The sequence below is a fragment of the Komagataeibacter xylinus genome (genome assembly GCF_031081985.1).
Classification (GTDB): domain Bacteria; phylum Pseudomonadota; class Alphaproteobacteria; order Acetobacterales; family Acetobacteraceae; genus Komagataeibacter; species Komagataeibacter xylinus_E.
Map to the genome: position 1 here is coordinate 212,606 of NZ_JARWSK010000003.1, position 17,068 is coordinate 229,673.

Sequence of the window (17,068 nt, forward strand, 5' to 3'; positions counted from 1 at the left end):
ATCCCCGCCGCGTGCCCCGCAACATTTACCTTATTTCAATCCTTGCCCCGCAAAACGATCCCGCCATGGATTGATGCGGATGAACGCAGTTTCGCACGCCCCTGATATCCCGCTGGCGCTGGAATGGCGGCGCATGCGCCGCCCGGATCAACCCGTATCAGGCCAGTGTGGAACATGCCCCCATCTCCACCAGATAAAGAAGGCGTCTGATCAAGCATCAAGGACGGGACCATGCGTCTTCGCGCGGCACTGCTGACGACTGCATTGACGACAACACCGGTCATGGCCGCCATGGCCACGACCATCACCGGGCCATACGTCGATATCGGCGGTGGCTATGACCTGACCCAGACACAGCACATGCACGCCTATGACGGGCAGGCAATAAGCGAAAACGAAAACCTGGCCGGCATTTCGAACCTGCCCCCGGCAGCCCAGAACTTTGTGAACAAAAACCTGCAACAGGAAATGAGTCCCGCCGCCCATGCCCGCGAGCGCATGCATCATGGCGATGGCTGGACCGGGTTCGCCTCCTTCGGCTGGGGCTTTGGCAACGGCCTTCGTGCGGAAGTGGAAGGGGCCTATAACTGGTCGGAAACCACCCGCTACACCACCACATCCTATGGTGGCGGCCACGGCAAGACCGATGGCGCCGACCGCTCCTATGGCGGCTTTGTCAACGTGCTGTATGACATCGACCTCAAGCGCCTGTTTGGCATCGACGTGCCCGTAACGCCCTTCATCGGCGTGGGCGCGGGCTATCTGTGGCAGACCGTGAATGATGAAACGCCTATCGCGAACAGCAACATAATCGTGCGCCATAACGGCACCAATGGCAGCTTTGCCTATCAGGGCATTGTTGGCGCGGCCTATGACATTCCCGGCGTGCCGGGCCTGCAGATGACCACCGAATACCGCATGATCGGCCAGGTGGAATCCTTTAATTCGGGCAATCTCGGCCAGACTGCCTTCAATCCCAGCAACACGCCGGTGGCCGACCACGATTCCATCCGTTACGACCAGCGCTTCAACCATCAGTTCATCGTAGGCGTGCGCTACGCTTTCAATACCGCCCCGCCTCCGCCGCCGCCCGCACCCGTAATCGTGCCACCCGCGCCTGTGGCCGCCCGCACCTATCTGGTGTTCTTTGACTGGGATGGCGCAACCCTGACGCAGCGCGCGCGCGCCATCGTGGCGCAGGCGGCGCAGGCCTCCAGCCATGTGCAGACCACCCGGCTTGAAGTAAACGGTTATACCGATAACTCCGCCGCCCACCCCGGCCCGCGTGGCGAGAAATACAACCTTGGCCTGTCACTGCACCGGGCAGAGAGCGTGAAGGCGGAACTGATCCGCGACGGGGTGGCAGCCAGCGCCATCGACATTCATGGCTATGGCGAGGCCCACCCGCTCGTGCCGACCGGCCCCGACACGCGCGAGCCACAAAACCGCCGGGTGGAAATCATCCTGCACTAGGCATGACTGCAATATATTGAAAAAAATGGAGAATCCGGCGCGGGGCGCATTGGCCTACACCCCGCGCCAAAGAATCCGTTTCCGGCCCCGAAACGGGTTGAAACAGACCTTCCGTTTACACCATTGTCCTATGCAAAATGAGGGGGGCTAGAAGAGTAGTCCAAAAAAATCCTTATAAAATCAGGGTTTTTTATAGACCGCCGCAAAGAGGCCCCAAAGATATGTGTTTTTTTTGCCACACCTGTCCCGCATGGCGCATTTTGCCCATTCTCAAGCCGGGCCAGACAGGCTAATCCCCGCTTCATAGCTTGCGGGTAATCTCAGGCTGCCCTGTCTCGGGGCAAATCCCATTGCCCGATCACAAGACGGGGCTCTGCCCTGCAACAACAGATTAAGGACTGAAACATGCGTCTTCGCGCAGCGTTACTGGCAACCAGCCTGCTGGCAGCGACACCGTTCGCAGCCAAAGCCACGACCATCACCGGCCCGTATGTCGATATCGGCGGCGGCTATAACCTGACCCAGACCCAGCACATGCGTGATGCGGGTGGGGATGACGGCAACGGCGAAGGCCGCCTTGGCCACCGTCACGGCTGGACGGGCTTCGGTTCGGTTGGCTGGGGCTTTGGCAACGGTCTGCGCGCTGAAGTTGAAGGTGCCTATAACTGGTCCGAAATCTACAGCAAGGCCCGTGGCGACAAGGGCAGCGACCGCTCCTATGGCGGCTTCGTCAACGTGCTGTATGACATCGACCTGAAGCGTCTGTTCAACATTGACGTGCCCGTCACGCCGTTCGTCGGTGTTGGTGCCGGTTACCTGTGGGAGAACATGCAGAAGGGTGCTTATAGCGGCGCCTACAACCAGGGTGCCGGTTCCAGCCTGAAGGGCACCAACGGCAGCTTCGCCTATCAGGGTATCGTCGGTGCGGCCTATGACATTCCGGGCGTGCCCGGCCTGCAGATGACCACCGAATACCGCATGGTTGGCCAGGTCGAGTCCTTCGGCATGGGCAACATCCGTGCGGAAGACGGTTCGGCCGTGCGCTTCGACCACCGCTTCAACCACCAGTTCATCGTAGGCGTCCGCTACGCGTTCAACAACGCGCCGCCGCCGCCGCCGCCGGCTCCCGCCGTCGTGCCGCCCGCGCCGACCGCAGCCCGCACCTACCTGGTGTTCTTCGACTGGGACGGCGCAGCCCTGACCGGCCGCTCGCGTGAGATCGTGGCCGAAGCCGCTCAGGCTTCCACCCACGTCCAGACCACGCGCATCGAGGTCAACGGCTACACCGACAACACCTCCGCCCATCCGGGTCCGCGCGGTGAGAAGTACAACCTTGGCCTGTCCATGCGTCGTGCTGACAGCGTGAAGGCTGAATTGATCCGTGACGGCGTGCCCGCCAACGCCATCGACATCCATGGCTATGGCGAAGCCCACCCGCTGGTGCCCACCGGTCCCGACACCCGTGAGCCCCAGAACCGTCGCGTCGAGATCATCCTGCACTGATCCCGACCAGATTGGTCAAAGAAAAGGGAGCCTCCGGGCTCCCTTTTTTTTGTTTTTGAAACTTTGTTTAATGTTGCCCGAAGAGCCAGAACCGCTGTGTTTTTCATGCCACAAAATCTGCAAAATCTTCTGGCACAAGATTGTTTACAACAGTCTGGATACTTCATAAGTCATTGTTTCTAAATTAGAAAATACACATCGCCGGTTGGCCCGCACCATATGTTACCTTTGTGCACGGCTGGAACAACGGGCAGCGCGGAACCACATGTCTGGCATCGTGTTTAAGTGACGAAAGCGATTAATCATCGCATCATGGCAATGATGTCGTTTACAAAGAAGTAATAACATGAGGAAGGACCACCAGATGCGTCTCCGCTCTGCCCTGCTGGCAACCAGCCTGCTGGCAGCGACACCGTTCGCAGCCAAGGCCACGACCATCACCGGCCCGTATGTCGATATCGGCGGCGGCTACAACCTGACCCAGACACAGCACATGCGCTCTACGGGTGGGGATGACGGCTACGGCGTAGGCCGCCTTGGCCACCGTCACGGCTGGACAGGCTTCGGTTCGGTTGGCTGGGGCTTCGGCAACGGCCTGCGTGCTGAAGTTGAAGGTGCCTATAACTGGTCCGAAATCTACAGCAAGGCCCGTGGCGACAAGGGCAGCGACCGCTCCTATGGCGGCTTCATCAACGTGCTGTATGATATCGACCTGAAGCGTCTGTTCAACATTGACGTGCCCGTCACGCCGTTCGTCGGTGTCGGTGCCGGTTACCTGTGGCAGAACATGCAGAGCGGCGCTTACTCCGGCGACATCGGCTCCAAGCTGAAGGGCACCAACGGCAGCTTCGCCTATCAGGGTATCGTCGGTGCGGCCTATGACATTCCGGGCGTGCCCGGCCTGCAGATGACCACCGAATACCGCATGGTTGGCCAAGTCGAGTCCTTCGGCATGGGCAACATCCGTGCGGAAGACGGTTCGGCCGTGCGCTTCGACCACCGCTTCAACCACCAGTTCATCGTAGGCGTCCGCTACGCGTTCAACAACGCGCCGCCGCCGCCGCCGCCGGCTCCCGCCGTCGTGCCGCCCGCGCCGACCGCAGCCCGCACCTACCTGGTGTTCTTCGACTGGGACGGCGCAGCCCTGACCGGCCGCTCGCGTGAGATCGTGGCCGAAGCCGCACAGGCTTCCACCCACGTCCAGACCACGCGCATCGAGGTCAACGGCTACACCGACAACACCTCCGCCCATCCGGGTCCGCGCGGTGAGAAGTACAACCTTGGCCTGTCCATGCGTCGCGCTGACAGCGTGAAGGCTGAACTGATCCGTGACGGCGTGCCCGCCAACGCCATCGACATCCATGGCTACGGCGAAGCCCACCCGCTGGTGCCCACCGGTCCCGATACCCGTGAGCCCCAGAACCGTCGCGTCGAGATTATCCTGCACTGATCATACTAAAGAAAAAGGCGCTTCAAGCGCCTTTTTCTCTTTTTCCAGCCAGTCAATCATTCTATCAGACTGCCAGTACGGGCGCGGCAATGCTTTGACAGCAATCTATTCTGCCAACCCGCTTTCCCGGTTATGAAGGGTCATCCCGTGTTCAAAATCCGCTCTGAAAAGCTGCAACAATTCGTCAAATTCGGAATTGTCGGCACATTGGGGCTTGGGTGGGACACGGCAACGGTTTATGGCCTGCGCCCCTTTGTGGGGCTGACCACGGCCACCATCGCCGCCTATTTCATTGCCGCCTCGATCAACTGGCTGATCAACCGGCTCTGGACCTTTCGCAAGGCGGGGAACCAGCACCATTTCTTCATCCAGTGGCTGCGCTTCCTTGCAGGGAACGCACTGGGCTTTTTCCTGAACCGTGGCTGCGTGTTCATGCTGTTCCACACATCCCCCGTGTTCAAGGCCTATCCCTTTCTGGCACTGGCGGCGGGTTCAGTCGCGGGCATGATGGCGAACTTCCATATCAGCCGCAAACTGGTCTTTCATTCCCAGCCAACAGTCACGCCCCGCAAAACAGCCGAGATCCTGCCCTTTCACGCCGAACGCCCCGTGCCCCAGAACGCGGTCTCGAGCCGCACCGCCGTGGCAAACGCACGCAACAAGGTCGGATAACGCGCCTGCGCCCCATAGCGGGTGGCCAGCGCGTCAAGCTGGCGAATGCCGTCTTCCACCAGTTGCGTATATTCCTCCCCCCCATAAAGCGCGATCCATGACCAGTACGGATTGCCCTCGCGCCGTGTCAGCGGGCTTGCATGCAGCCGTGCACCAACCTCCGCATAGCCGATCAGGCACGGGGCCATGGTCACCAGCAGGTCCAGCAGGTCGCCCGCCTGGGCACGGTCAAGTATAAAACGGCTATAGGCAAGTAATTCGAGCGATTCCTCTGCCTGTTCCAGCGCAGCTTCTTCTATGCCCCATGTGCGGCAGTAGCCCACATGCATGGCCAGTTCCGTATCCAGTATGCCCGACATCAGCCCCGCCGCATGCCGCATGCCAGCCACCGTATCGGCCTTGTACACCGCCAGTGCACAGGCGCGGGCATACTGGATGAGGTACAGATAATCCTGAATCAGGAAATTGCGGAACGCTTCGGGCGGTAATGTGCCATCCGCAATTCCGCGCACAAAGGGGTGGCGCACGAAGCCCAGCCACTGCGCCATGCAGTCACGGCGCAGGCGGCCTGCAAGCCCCGTGGCCAGCAGGGGCCAGTCACGTTCGGCCTGCCATTCGTCGTCCATGTTCCATCCTTTCATGCCGGGCGCGTGCCTGTCACGCATTCGCCATCTGGGGTTTACACGCATGTTGGCACTTCCGGTCTGGTGCTACGTGCGCTAGGTGAATGAATCCGGTTTTACATCTATATCTTTCAATACAGGATCGTCTGTTTCCCGCCATGCCCACAACAAACGACATTCGTGCCACCTTCCTCGACTATTTTGCGGGGAACGGGCATCAGATCGTGCCGTCCTCGTCACTGGTGCCGCATAACGATCCGACACTGCTCTTTACCAATGCGGGTATGGTGCAGTTCAAGAACGTGTTCACCGGGCAGGAAACCCGCCCCTATTCCCGCGCCACCACGGCCCAGAAGGTCGTGCGCGCGGGCGGCAAGCACAACGACCTGGACAATGTGGGCTACACCGCCCGCCATCATACCTTTTTCGAAATGATGGGTAATTTCTCATTCGGGGACTATTTCAAGGCGGAAGCCATTGAACTGGCCTGGAAGCTGGTCACCGGCACCTTCGGCCTGCCCAAGGAAAAGCTGCTGACCACCGTCTATGCCGATGACGAGGAAGCAGCCGCCCTGTGGCGCAAGATCGCCGGCCTGTCCGATGACCGGATCATCCGCATCCCCACCTCCGACAATTTCTGGCGCATGGGCGATACCGGACCCTGCGGCCCGTGCTCGGAAATCTTCTATGACCATGGCCCCGAAGTGGCAGGCGGCCCGCCGGGCTCGCCTGATGAGGACGGCGACCGGTTTACCGAGATCTGGAACCTCGTGTTCATGCAGTATTTCGAGAACCCGCCCGGCACGCGCTCGCCGCTGCCGCGCCCGTCGATTGATACCGGGCTGGGGCTGGAGCGCTTTGCCGCCATCCTGCAGGGCAAGCGCGACAATTATGACACCGATACCTTCCGCGCGCTGATCCTGGCCTCGGCCGAGGTCACGGGCCAGGACCCTGATGGCCCGTTCAACGCCAGCCACCGCGTGGTGGCCGACCACCTGCGCTCGACCTCGTTCCTGATCGCTGATGGCGTGCTGCCATCCAAGGACGGTCGTGGCTACGTGCTGCGCCGCATCATGCGCCGCGCCATGCGCCACCTGCACCTGATGGGCACGACGGAGCCGACCTTCTACCGACTGGTCCCGGCGCTGATCCGGCAGATGGGCGAAGCCTATCCCGAACTGATCCACGCCCGCGCCCTCATCGAGGAGACGATGAAGGGCGAGGAGCTGCGCTTCAAGGCGATGCTCGACCGTGGCCTGTCGCTGCTGGCCGACGAGACCGAACGCCTTGGCGATGGCGCGCCGCTCCCCGGCGATGTGGCCTTCAAGCTGTATGACACCTTCGGCTTCCCGCTCGACCTGACGCAGGACGCCCTGCGCGGCACCAGCCACGGCGTGGACGTGGAAGGCTTCAACGAGGCGATGGACGTGCAGCGCAAGCGCGCCCGCGCCGCCTGGAGCGGCTCGGGCGACAGTGCGACCGAGACCGTGTGGTTCGAGGCACGCGACACCTTCGGCGCCACCGAATTCCTGGGCTACACCACCGAGACCTCGGATGCCGAGGTGCAGACCGTGGTGGTGGACAACGCGCAGGTCGAAGCCGCAGGCCCCGGCACCAAGGTGGCCCTGCTGCTCAACCAGACCCCGTTTTATGGCGAGAGCGGCGGCCAGGTGGGCGATACCGGCACCATTACCGCACCCGGCCTGCACATTGCCGTAACCGACACCCAGAAGAAGCTGGGCGACCTGCTGGTGCATTACGGCACCGTCATCGAAGGCACGGTCAAGCCCGGCATGGCCGTGACCGCGCAGGTGGATCACGACCGCCGCAGCGCCATCCGCGCCCACCATTCGGCAACGCACCTGCTGCACGAGGCCCTGCGCCGCAGGCTTGGCGCGCATGTGACCCAGAAGGGCAGCCTGAACGCGCCCGACCGCCTGCGCTTTGACGTAAGCCAGCCCCGCCCGATCACGCCCGAGGAACTGGCCGAGATCGAGGCCGAGGTGAATGCCCGCATCCGCGAGAACACGGATGTCACCACACGCAGCATGACGCCGGAAGAAGCCATCGAGCAGGGTGCGATGGCCCTGTTTGGCGAGAAATATGGCGATGAGGTCCGCGTTGTTTCCATGGGCGGGCCGGAAGAAGGCCGCGCGGGCTGGTCGATCGAATTGTGCGGCGGCACGCATGTGCGCCGCACGGGCGATATCGGGCTGTTCCGCATCACGTCTGAAAGTGGCGTGTCCTCCGGCGTGCGCCGCATCGAGGCCGTGACCGGTCTTGCCGCGCAGAACGCGACACTGGCTACTGAAGAACGCCTGAACCAGATCGCCGCCATGCTGCGCGTGCCCGCGGCCGAAGCGCCTGAGCGCCTGGCCGTGGTGCTGGAAGAGCGCAAGGCGATGGAGCGCCAGATTTCCGACCTGCAGCGCAAGCTGGCCTCGGGCAGCCAGGCAGCCGCAACCATTGTGGAAATTGGCGGCATCAAGCTTGATGCCCGCAATGTGGGCGAACTGCCGCCCAAGGAACTCAAGCCGCTGGCGGATTCGCTGCGCAAGGAAATCGGCTCGGGCGTGATCGCGCTTGTTTCCACAGCCGATGGCAAGGGCAGCATTGTCGTTGCCGCAACGCCGGACCTGGCCGAGAAGGTCGATGCCGTCACCCTGGTGCGCGCGGCAAGCGCTGCCATGGATGGCAAGGGTGGCGGCGGCCGGCGCGACATGGCGCAGGCCGGTGGCCCGGACATCAGCAAGGCCGATGCAGCGCTTGAGGCCGTGCGTGCAGCCCTGGGACAGGCCGCCATGGCCTGATCAGGCGACCCGGATTTTCCATACGCCCATGCAACGGCGCACCTCGGTGCGCCGTTGTGCTGTACCGCGCTTGCTGCAAGACAGAAATACTTCAATGCATAAAGTTAATATTCATTAACTATATTATGATAACATAGTATTTCCGTATAACTTCATAGCGAAACAAATGGGACTGCCAGATGTTTCCATGATATAGACAAAGCGGGACATGCCTCCGACCGGTGCATAGCCCCTTGATGCCACAACAGGACATGACTTCACACCGGTCCGGACATTCAGGTGACAGGATATTACAATGGCCCATACCAATACTGCCCGGGAAACCCTTATCGACCTGCTGCACGGGGTGGAGCGTTTCAACACCGAAGTCTTTCCCCAGAACCGTGACCTCTTCGCCAGCTTGGCCGAGAGCCAGTCCCCCGATACGCTGTTCATCGCCTGCGCCGATAGCCGGGTGAACCCCAGCATGATCACCCAGACCCAGCCGGGCGACCTGTTCGTGCTGCGCAACATCGGCAATATCGTGCCCGCCTATGGCGAGATGCTCGGCGGCGTGTCGTCGGCCATCGAATACGCGGTCAGCGCGCTCAAGGTCTCGCATATCATCGTGTGCGGCCATTCCAACTGCGGCGCGATGAAGGCCCTGCTCGACCCGCAGGCCAGCCAGCTCGACAAGATGCCCACCGTGGCAAGCTGGCTGCGTAATGCCGAGGCCGCGCGCGCCGTGCTCGAGGCTACCGATGCCGGCCCCGCCACCGTGCGCAGCCTGTCCGAACAGAACGTGCAGCTCCAGATCGCCCACCTGCGCACCCACCCCGCCGTGGCGGCGGGGCTTGCCCGCGGCACCCTGACATTGCAGGGATGGTTCTATGATATTGCCAGCGGGGAAGTGGTGGTGCTCGATGAAACCTCGCGCACCTTCATCCATGTCGATGAAGCGATTGCCAAACTGCGCGCCCAGCAGGCCGACAGCGCCACGGCGTAACCTCCTGCCATGGCCAGCCCTGGCCGGGCTGGCCATGATCTGGGTCGCCTGCCCCGCATGGGCGGCGGGCAGCCTGAAACTGGCGACCTGGAATCTGGAATGGCTGACCACGCGCGCGCAGGGCGACCCGGCCCTGCCGCCCGATGTCACGCCTCGCACTGCGGCTGACATGGCGCGGCTGGCACATTATGCCAGCAGACTTGCCCCCGATATCGTGGCACTTGAGGAAGTGGACGACCCGGTCCTTGCCGCCAGCCTCTTCCCCACGCCCGCCTATCATCTCTTCATAACCGGTGATTCCGTGGTGCAGCGGGTCGCCGCCGCCGTGCGGACCGACCTGCCTGTCGTGCGCCACCCCGATGTCACGGCACTTGATGTCTATGCCGCCGATGCCCCGCGCCACCTGCGCGCGGGGCTTGACCTGACCATCGGCACGGGGGCTGACAGCCTGCGCGTGCTGGTGGTGCACCTCAAGGCCGGATGCCGCGATTCCAGCCCCGCCGACCGCAGGCCTGCCTGCAATACCCTGCGGCGGCAGATGGCCGTGGTGCAGGACTGGATCATGGAGCGACAGGATGAAGGCGAGGCCTTCGCGGTACTGGGCGATTTCAACCGCCTTTTCGCCCCCGATGACCCGATGCTGCATGCTCTGGGTGAAAACGGTCCCCTCACGCTGGTCACGGCAGGCCATGCCAGCCCGTGCGAAGGGGGAACCTACTTCATTGACCATCTCATCATGGGGGGTGCTGCGCGCGACTGGGTGCAGCCGGGCAGCCTGCGCGTGATGCTCTATCATGACCGGGCGCAGGACGGCAGCGCCCACCTGTCCGATCACTGCCCGGTTTCGGTCCGGCTGTCGCTACCGTAAGGGGAAGCGTGCTTATTCGGGCCAGATACCCGAGGCATGCAGGGCACTCCACCCCACAATCATCACGATCATCACGAACACCACCGCCCCCATGAGCTGGAACAGCTCCTTATAGGGCATGAATGGCGGGGCTTGCGCCGCATCAACCGCGGCCTGCGTGGTGGCCACGGCATCATGCGGGGTGGCGACAACCTGCGTCTGGGCCTCGGGCACGGGGCCGGGATCGGGAACCGTGCTCGCGGCCATGGCCGCTTCATCTTCCTGCACGGCTTCATGCAGGGCCTCAACCGGGTGTTCCACCCCTACGGGCACAGCGGACTGCGCCACCACGGCCGGATCCTGATCGGGGGTATCGGTCATTGACGCTGTACTCCTGCTTTGGCCAAGTCTATGCCATATAGGACAGCCCGGCACGATAACCAGGGCACAGAATAGGACATCCCGTGCCATACTGCCACATGCCCCATGAACAGGAGAGATGCATGCCAGCCCTGAAACCGACCCGCCGGGAGTGCCTTGCCGCATTGGCCGCCAGCCTGCTGCCCCTGGCCCTGCCCGGCATGGCCCATGCGGGCAGGCCGCTGCGCATTGGCATGATCGGGGCGGGCCATGTCGGCGCCACGTTGGGACAGTTGTGGACGCGGGCAGGCCATCAGGTCATGTTCAGCGCGCTCGAGCACAGGGAGGCGGAAAAGCGGGCATCGGAATTCTACCCCCTCGCCCGCGCGGGCACGGTGCAGGAGGCCGCGAAGTTTGGCGATGCCGTGGTGCTGGCCGTGCCCTATGGCGCCCTGCCCCAGTTGGGCCACACCATTGGCTCCATCGTGGGATCGAAGCCGCTGATTGACGTCACCAACCCCTATGGCTGGCGCGATGGCAAGGTCGGGCGGCTGGCGCTGCGCAATGGCGCGGGCATTACCACGCAGTCGTTCTTTCCGGCTGCATCCGTGGTGCGGGCCTTCAATTCCGAGGACATGACCACGCTTGCCGCCCAGACATGGCGCCCGCCGCCGCGCCTGGCCCTGCCCATGGCGGGCGACGTGATCCAGGCGCTGTACGTGGCGGGCTGGCTGATCCATGACGCGGGGTTTGACCCGGTCATGGTGGGGCCGCTTTCAACGGCGAAGCTGTTCCAGCCCGGCGGCCCCGCATTCGAGGCACAGATGAACGCCACCGACCTGCGCCACCTGCTTGGTGTTACGGCCAACAACCCCGTTGACCGCACGCTGGCCACTCAGTTCGCGGGCGGGATGTAATTCGCCTGCCGCAGCGCGAAGCCGAACTGCACCCAGCCAATGCCGGCTGCAATCAGTTCAACGGCAATGAACGTGCCGATCAGCCACAGCCCCGACCACGGCAGGGTTACGTACAGGCACACCCCCACCAGCAGGCTGATCAGCCCGCCAAGCAGGATGAACCACCACCCCTGCAGCCCGCGCTGCTGGAACGCCATGATGATGCGCGCGATGCCCGATATCACCAGGCAGGCGGAAATGAAGAGGGTGATGACCATGGAGCCGGTGCTCGGCTCCTCCATCATCATCGTGCCTGCAAGGATATAGAGCGCGCCGCCCGCAATCGACATAAGCCGCCCGCTCCAGTCACGCACCACGAAGGCATGCACAAGCTGCACCGTGCCCGCCACGAACAGGAGCACGCCAAACAGGATGGTGCTGGCCAGCGAGACCGCCAGCGCATCCACCCATGCCATGATGCCCAGGCCGAACGAGATCGCGCCCAGGCCCACAAACAGCGGCCAGCGCTGCGTCAGTGACGTATCCATTGAGTGAAGGTCCTCCTGATTATTGATGGACGGGTTCATCCGCATGCTGCCCGTTTCATAACAGGCGGCAGCCCCGATGCGATACAGGCTTTGTGGCAATGATTGACACGCACCCCCCGGTACTTCTATACGCGCCCGACTGCCGGGAACGTGGACGATACGGCTGGTGCCCATGGGTGATTGCTCCCCGGCGCCAGTAATACGGATCGCGCCCGCCCTGTTCATGCGGAACAGGGCCTACCGGTGCCACATCATGGCCCAGGGCGCACGCCACGGGCCATGCAGATTGAAGAGAAGAGAGCGCACCATGAGCAAGCGCCTTGAGAGCAAGTATAAAATTAACCGCCGCCTTGGCGTAAACCTGTGGGGCCGCGCCAAGTCGCCGGTCAACAAGCGCGAGTATGGCCCCGGCCAGCACGGCCAGCGCCGCAAGCAGAAGCCCTCTGACTTCTCCGTGCAGCTGATGGCCAAGCAGAAGCTCAAGGGCTACTACGGCAACATTGGCGAGAAGCAGTTCCGCAAGTATTACGATGAGGCCGTGCGCCGCAAGGGTGATACCTCGGAGAACCTGATCGACCTGCTCGAGCGCCGGCTGGATGCGGTCGTGTACCGCCTGAAGTTCGCGATCACCCCGTTCGCGGCGCGTCAGTTCATCAGCCACGGCCACATCACGGTCAATGGCCGCAAGGTCAACATCCCCTCCTTCCTGGTGCGTGATGGCGACGTGATCGAAGTGCGCGAGAAGTCCAAGCAGCTCGCCATCGTGCTCGATGCCGCCCAGAGCGGCGAGCGTGACGTGCCGGAATACATGGAAGTGGACCACCGCCAGATGAAGGGCTCCTTCCTGCGCAGCCCCAAGCTGTCGGATGTGCCCTATCCGGTGCAGATGGAACCGAACCTGGTCATCGAATTCTACTCTCGCTGATCAAGTCCCGGAACCGGGCAGGCGTGACGCCGGGCGTGGGGATTTTTCCCTGCGTCCGGCGTCCGCGTTTCTGGCCCCTGCCCGCTTCCGCCTCCCTTCCGCCAGGCCAGCCGCAGGAATGGACAAGACCGTGACCGCCACCGCCGCCGAAACCCCGCTTGCCGCCGAAATTACCCGCCGGCGCACATTTGCCATCATCTCGCACCCTGATGCGGGCAAGACCACGCTGACCGAGCGCATCCTGCGCGCGGGCGGCGCGATCCAGATGGCGGGCAACGTACGGGCCAAGGGCGAGCGGCGGCGCACGCGCTCGGACTGGATGGGAATCGAGCGCGACCGTGGCATCTCGGTCGTGACCTCGGTCATGACGTTCGAATATGGCGGCTGCATCTTCAACTTGCTCGACACGCCGGGCCATGAAGACTTCTCGGAAGATACCTACCGCACGCTGACGGCAGTGGATGCCGCCGTGATGGTGATCGACGCCGCCAAGGGCATCGAGGCCCGCACGCGCAAGCTGTTCGAGATCTGCCGCCTGCGCGATATTCCCATCGTCACCTTCATCAACAAGATGGACCGCGAATCGCAGGACCCGTTTGCCCTGCTTGATGAAATTTCGTCCTCGCTGGCCCTTGATGTCTCGCCCGCCACATGGCCGGTGGGCCGGGCCGCGAAGTTTGTCGGCACCTACGACATCCACAAGCGCGAACTGCATGTGACCGAGGAACTCGACCAGAGTGACCCGCGCATGGTCCAGCTTGGCGAGGAACTCGAACTTGTTGAAGCCGCCCTGCCGGAATTCGACCTTGAAAGCTTCAATGCGGGCCACCTGACGCCGGTCTTCTTCGGCAGTGCCATGAAGGAAATCGGTGTGACCGACCTGCTCGACGCGCTGGCCGCCTTCGGCCCGCCCCCGCGCGACCAGGCCACCGAGACGCGTAACGTCCGCGCCGATGAACCGGCACTCACCGCGCTGGTGTTCAAGATCCAGGCCAACATGGACCCCAACCACCGCGACCGCATGGCCTTTGCGCGCATCTGCTCGGGCAAGCTGCAGCGCGGCATGCGGCTCAAGCATGTGCGCATTGGCAAGCAGTTCGCGCTGCACACGCCGCAGTTCTTCTTCGCCCGTGACCGACAACTGGCCGAGGAAGCCTTTGCGGGCGACGTGGTGGGCATTCCCAACCACGGCACGCTGCGCATTGGCGACACGCTGACCGAGGGCGAGGACCTGCGCTTTACCGGCGTGCCCTACTTCGCGCCCGAAATCCTGCGCCGCGTGCGGCTTGATGATGCGATGAAGGCCAAGAAGCTGCGCCAGGCCCTGACCGAACTGGCCGAGGAAGGCGTGGTCCAGCTCTTCCGCCCGCAGGATGGCGCGCCCCCCATCGTGGGCGTGGTCGGCACGCTGCAGCTTGATGTGCTGCAATCGCGCCTCAAAGGCGAATACGGGGTGGCCATCGGCTTCGAGTCGACGCCGTATAACCTCGCCCGCTGGGTCACCGGCCCGCGTGACAGGCTGGAAGCGTTCTGCATGGCCAACCGCACGGCCATGGCGGATGATATTGATGGCGACCCGGTCTTTCTCGCCTCGTCCGCGTTCATGATGAAGCGCACGGCTGAAGGCAACCCGGAGCTTACGTTCCATGACATCAAGCAGATCGGCCAGGAAATCGGCTGACCGTGCGGGCAAGGCCCTTATGGGGTCTTGCCTATCCCTGCCTGTCTGCCCCATCTAGGCGCATCATGTCCGACATACAGCCCCGCCTGCACCTGCACGATAGCAGGACGCGCAGCACCGTTCCCTTCGCGCCGCTCGCCCCTGACAACGTGCGGGTCTATTACTGCGGCCCCACGGTCTATGACCTGGCGCATATCGGCAACCTGCGCGCCATGCTGACCGCCGATGTGCTGGTGCGCCTGCTGCGCCACCTCTACCCACGCGTGACCTACGTGCGCAACATCACCGACGTGGATGACAAGATCAACGCCCGCGCCCAGGCCAATAACGAGTCGATTGCCGACCTGACCGCGCGCACGATCCATGATTTCCATGAGGATCTGGCCGCCGTCCGCATCCTGCCGCCCGATATCGAACCCCGCGCCACGCACCATATTGGCGAAATGCAGGACATGATCGCCCGCCTGATTGAAAGCGGCCATGCCTATGAGGCCGAGGGCCATGTGCTGTTCGCGGTTGACACCTACGCCTCCTACGGCGCGCTGTCAGGCCGCAGCCCCGATGACCTGATTGCCGGTGCCCGCGTGGAAGTCGCCCCCTACAAGCGCAATGCGGGCGACTTCGTGCTGTGGAAGCCATCGGATGCCGAAATGCCGGGCTGGGACAGCCCGTGGGGCCGGGGCCGTCCGGGCTGGCATATCGAATGCTCGGCCATGTCGCACCGCTATCTGGGCGAGAGCTTCGACATTCATGGCGGCGGGTCGGACCTTCTGTTCCCGCACCACGAGAACGAACGGGCGCAGAGCATGTGCTGCCACCCGCATGGGCACTTCGCCAATCACTGGGTGCATAATGCCATGCTGCTGGTGAACGGGGAGAAGATGTCGAAATCGCTCGGCAACTTCCTGACCGTGCGCGACGTGCTGCGTGATACCCCCGCCGAGGCCCTGCGCCTTCTGCTGCTGCGCGCGCAGTACCGCTCGGTGCTGAACTTCACGCGCGAAGGGCTGGACGAAGCCAAGCAGATGCTCGACCGCTTCTATCGCGCGCTCGAGGCCCTTGACCCCACGCAGGCGCCCGTTGCCCCGCCAGAGAGCGTGGTGAGCGTTCTGTGCGATGACCTGAACACCCCGCGCGCCCTGGCCGAGATGCATGCGCTGGCCGATAAAGCCGTGGCGGGTGACAGCCTGGCCGCAGCCCAGCTCAAGGCGGCAGGCAACCTGATCGGCCTGCTGCATGACACGCCCGAGGCATGGTTCCGCAGTGGAGCGAAAGTCGATCCGGCTGAAATCGGGCGCCTGATTGAAGAACGGCTGGCCGCCCGCAAGGCGCGTGACTTCGCCCGGGCCGACCAGATCCGCAACGACCTCGCCGCACAGGGCATCGTGCTTGAAGATGGCCCGCAGGGCACGACATGGAGGCAGGCATGACCGGCCGTGATGGCGGGGCGGATATCGGCCCCATTGGCAACAGCCCGGTCGTGATCCTGGTCCGGCCCCAGATGGCCGAGAACATCGGCACCACAGCCCGCGCCATGGCCAATGGCGGGCTGTTCCACATGCGCCTCGTCGCCCCGCGCGATGGCTGGCCGCTCGAACGCGCATGGCGTAGCGCCTCGGGCGCCGACCGCATCCTTGAATCCGCACAGGTGTTCGATACGGTGGATGATGCGGTGGCCGACCTGCACCACGTCTTCGCCACCTGCCCGCGCCCGCGCCATATCGTCAAGCCCGTGCTGACGGCACGCGGCGGGGCCGCCGAACTGCGCGAGATGACCGATCGTGGCCTGAAAGTGGGGCTGATGTTCGGCCCCGAACGCGCAGGGCTGGATAACGAGGACATGGCCCGCGCCGATGCCCTGATCCGTTACCCGCTCAACCCCGCCTTCATGTCGCTCAATCTGGCACAGGCGGTGATGATCATGGCCTATGAGTGGTGGATGGCGAAGGACGACACACCCCCGCGCACACTCATGACCAACGAGACGCATGTGGCCACCCGGGGCGAACTCGACAACTTCATGCGCCACCTGATTGGCGACCTTGATGAATGCGGCTTCCTGCGTAATGAGCAGAAGCGGGCAGGCATGGTGCGCAACCTGCGGCACTTCTTCCTGCGCGGTGAAGTCACCGAGCAGGAACTGCGCACCCTGCATGGCGTGGTGACCGAGCTTTCACGCGGGCGCAAGGCGCGGCAGGACAGGAAATAATACAAGTTTCCGGGGACTGCCTTTTTTCAAAAAGGTGGTGTTGCTTACGAAGCTTTTTGAAAAAAGTTTCACCAAAAACTTTCAAT

The 17,068-nt window shown here is 63.1% G+C and carries 15 protein-coding genes; 12 read left to right on the forward strand and 3 right to left on the reverse strand.

What is annotated here, in order from left to right; translation table 11 throughout:
• Window positions 1–231: 231 nt before the first annotated feature.
• The 4 genes from QEG70_RS07175 to QEG70_RS07190 all read left to right on the forward strand — a co-directional run bounded on the left by QEG70_RS07175 (window position 232) and on the right by QEG70_RS07190 (window position 5,098).
• Window positions 232–1,473, forward strand: a complete 1,242-nt coding sequence (locus QEG70_RS07175; protein WP_308720032.1) for an OmpA family protein — start codon at window positions 232–234, stop codon at window positions 1,471–1,473.
• Between the two features lie 405 nt (window positions 1,474–1,878).
• On the forward strand, window positions 1,879–2,976 hold the full coding sequence (locus QEG70_RS07180; protein WP_308720033.1) for an OmpA family protein: 1,098 nt from the start codon (window positions 1,879–1,881) through the stop codon (window positions 2,974–2,976).
• Between the two features lie 364 nt (window positions 2,977–3,340).
• The gene (locus QEG70_RS07185; RefSeq protein WP_308720034.1) at window positions 3,341–4,426 is read left to right on the forward strand and encodes an OmpA family protein; all 1,086 of its coding nucleotides are present in this window, start codon (window positions 3,341–3,343) and stop codon (window positions 4,424–4,426) included.
• Window positions 4,427–4,558: 132 nt separating this feature from the next.
• Window positions 4,559–5,098: a GtrA family protein gene (locus tag QEG70_RS07190; RefSeq protein ID WP_374762564.1), complete on the forward strand. Its 540-nt coding sequence runs from the start codon at window positions 4,559–4,561 to the stop codon at window positions 5,096–5,098.
• Here the strand turns inward: QEG70_RS07190 and tenA are convergent.
• Window positions 5,020–5,724, reverse strand: coding sequence for a thiaminase II (tenA, locus tag QEG70_RS07195; protein ID WP_308720036.1), 705 nt, complete (start codon window positions 5,722–5,724; stop codon window positions 5,020–5,022). The two genes, QEG70_RS07190 and tenA, sit on opposite strands and share 79 nt — an antisense overlap.
• Before the next feature lie 155 nt (window positions 5,725–5,879).
• Between tenA and alaS the strand changes: the two genes are divergently transcribed.
• The 3 genes from alaS (at window position 5,880) to QEG70_RS07210 (ending at window position 10,384) form a co-directional block, all read left to right on the forward strand.
• Window positions 5,880–8,531, forward strand: coding sequence for an alanine--tRNA ligase (alaS, locus tag QEG70_RS07200; protein WP_308720037.1), 2,652 nt, complete (start codon window positions 5,880–5,882; stop codon window positions 8,529–8,531).
• 295 nt (window positions 8,532–8,826) lie between these two features.
• Entirely contained in the window at window positions 8,827–9,516 is a 690-nt protein-coding gene (locus QEG70_RS07205) for a carbonic anhydrase (RefSeq protein ID WP_308720038.1), read from the forward strand.
• Between the two features lie 34 nt (window positions 9,517–9,550).
• The gene (locus tag QEG70_RS07210) at window positions 9,551–10,384 is read left to right on the forward strand and encodes an endonuclease/exonuclease/phosphatase family protein (RefSeq protein WP_308720226.1); all 834 of its coding nucleotides are present in this window, start codon (window positions 9,551–9,553) and stop codon (window positions 10,382–10,384) included.
• Window positions 10,385–10,396: 12 nt separating this feature from the next.
• Here QEG70_RS07210 and QEG70_RS07215 read toward each other — a convergent pair whose 3' ends face one another.
• Window positions 10,397–10,744 carry a hypothetical protein gene (locus QEG70_RS07215; protein ID WP_308720039.1) on the reverse strand — a complete coding sequence of 116 codons (348 nt, stop codon included), beginning with the start codon at window positions 10,742–10,744 and terminating at the stop codon, window positions 10,397–10,399.
• Window positions 10,745–10,866: 122 nt separating this feature from the next.
• On the opposite strand from QEG70_RS07215, the gene QEG70_RS07220 reads away from it, so the two are divergent.
• Entirely contained in the window at window positions 10,867–11,640 is a 774-nt protein-coding gene (locus QEG70_RS07220) for an NADPH-dependent F420 reductase (RefSeq protein ID WP_308720040.1), read from the forward strand.
• Here QEG70_RS07220 and QEG70_RS07225 read toward each other — a convergent pair.
• Entirely contained in the window at window positions 11,619–12,167 is a 549-nt protein-coding gene (locus QEG70_RS07225; protein WP_308720041.1) for an HdeD family acid-resistance protein, read from the reverse strand. The two genes, QEG70_RS07220 and QEG70_RS07225, sit on opposite strands and share 22 nt — an antisense overlap.
• A gap of 307 nt (window positions 12,168–12,474) precedes the next feature.
• Between QEG70_RS07225 and rpsD the strand changes: the two genes are divergently transcribed.
• The 4 genes from rpsD (at window position 12,475) to QEG70_RS07245 (ending at window position 16,982) form a co-directional block, all read left to right on the forward strand.
• The gene (gene rpsD / locus QEG70_RS07230; RefSeq protein WP_025437534.1) at window positions 12,475–13,092 is read left to right on the forward strand and encodes a 30S ribosomal protein S4; all 618 of its coding nucleotides are present in this window, start codon (window positions 12,475–12,477) and stop codon (window positions 13,090–13,092) included.
• A gap of 118 nt (window positions 13,093–13,210) precedes the next feature.
• On the forward strand, window positions 13,211–14,773 hold the full coding sequence (locus tag QEG70_RS07235) for a peptide chain release factor 3 (protein WP_061271594.1): 1,563 nt from the start codon (window positions 13,211–13,213) through the stop codon (window positions 14,771–14,773).
• Between the two features lie 65 nt (window positions 14,774–14,838).
• Complete coding sequence (gene cysS / locus QEG70_RS07240; protein WP_308720042.1) at window positions 14,839–16,203, forward strand: cysteine--tRNA ligase; 1,365 nt, start codon at window positions 14,839–14,841, stop codon at window positions 16,201–16,203.
• Window positions 16,200–16,982 (forward strand): RNA methyltransferase, encoded by a 783-nt coding sequence (locus QEG70_RS07245; RefSeq protein WP_205836718.1) that lies wholly within the window; start codon window positions 16,200–16,202, stop codon window positions 16,980–16,982. Before cysS ends, QEG70_RS07245 begins: the two co-directional genes overlap by 4 nt.
• The last annotated feature ends 86 nt before the right edge of the window (window positions 16,983–17,068 follow it).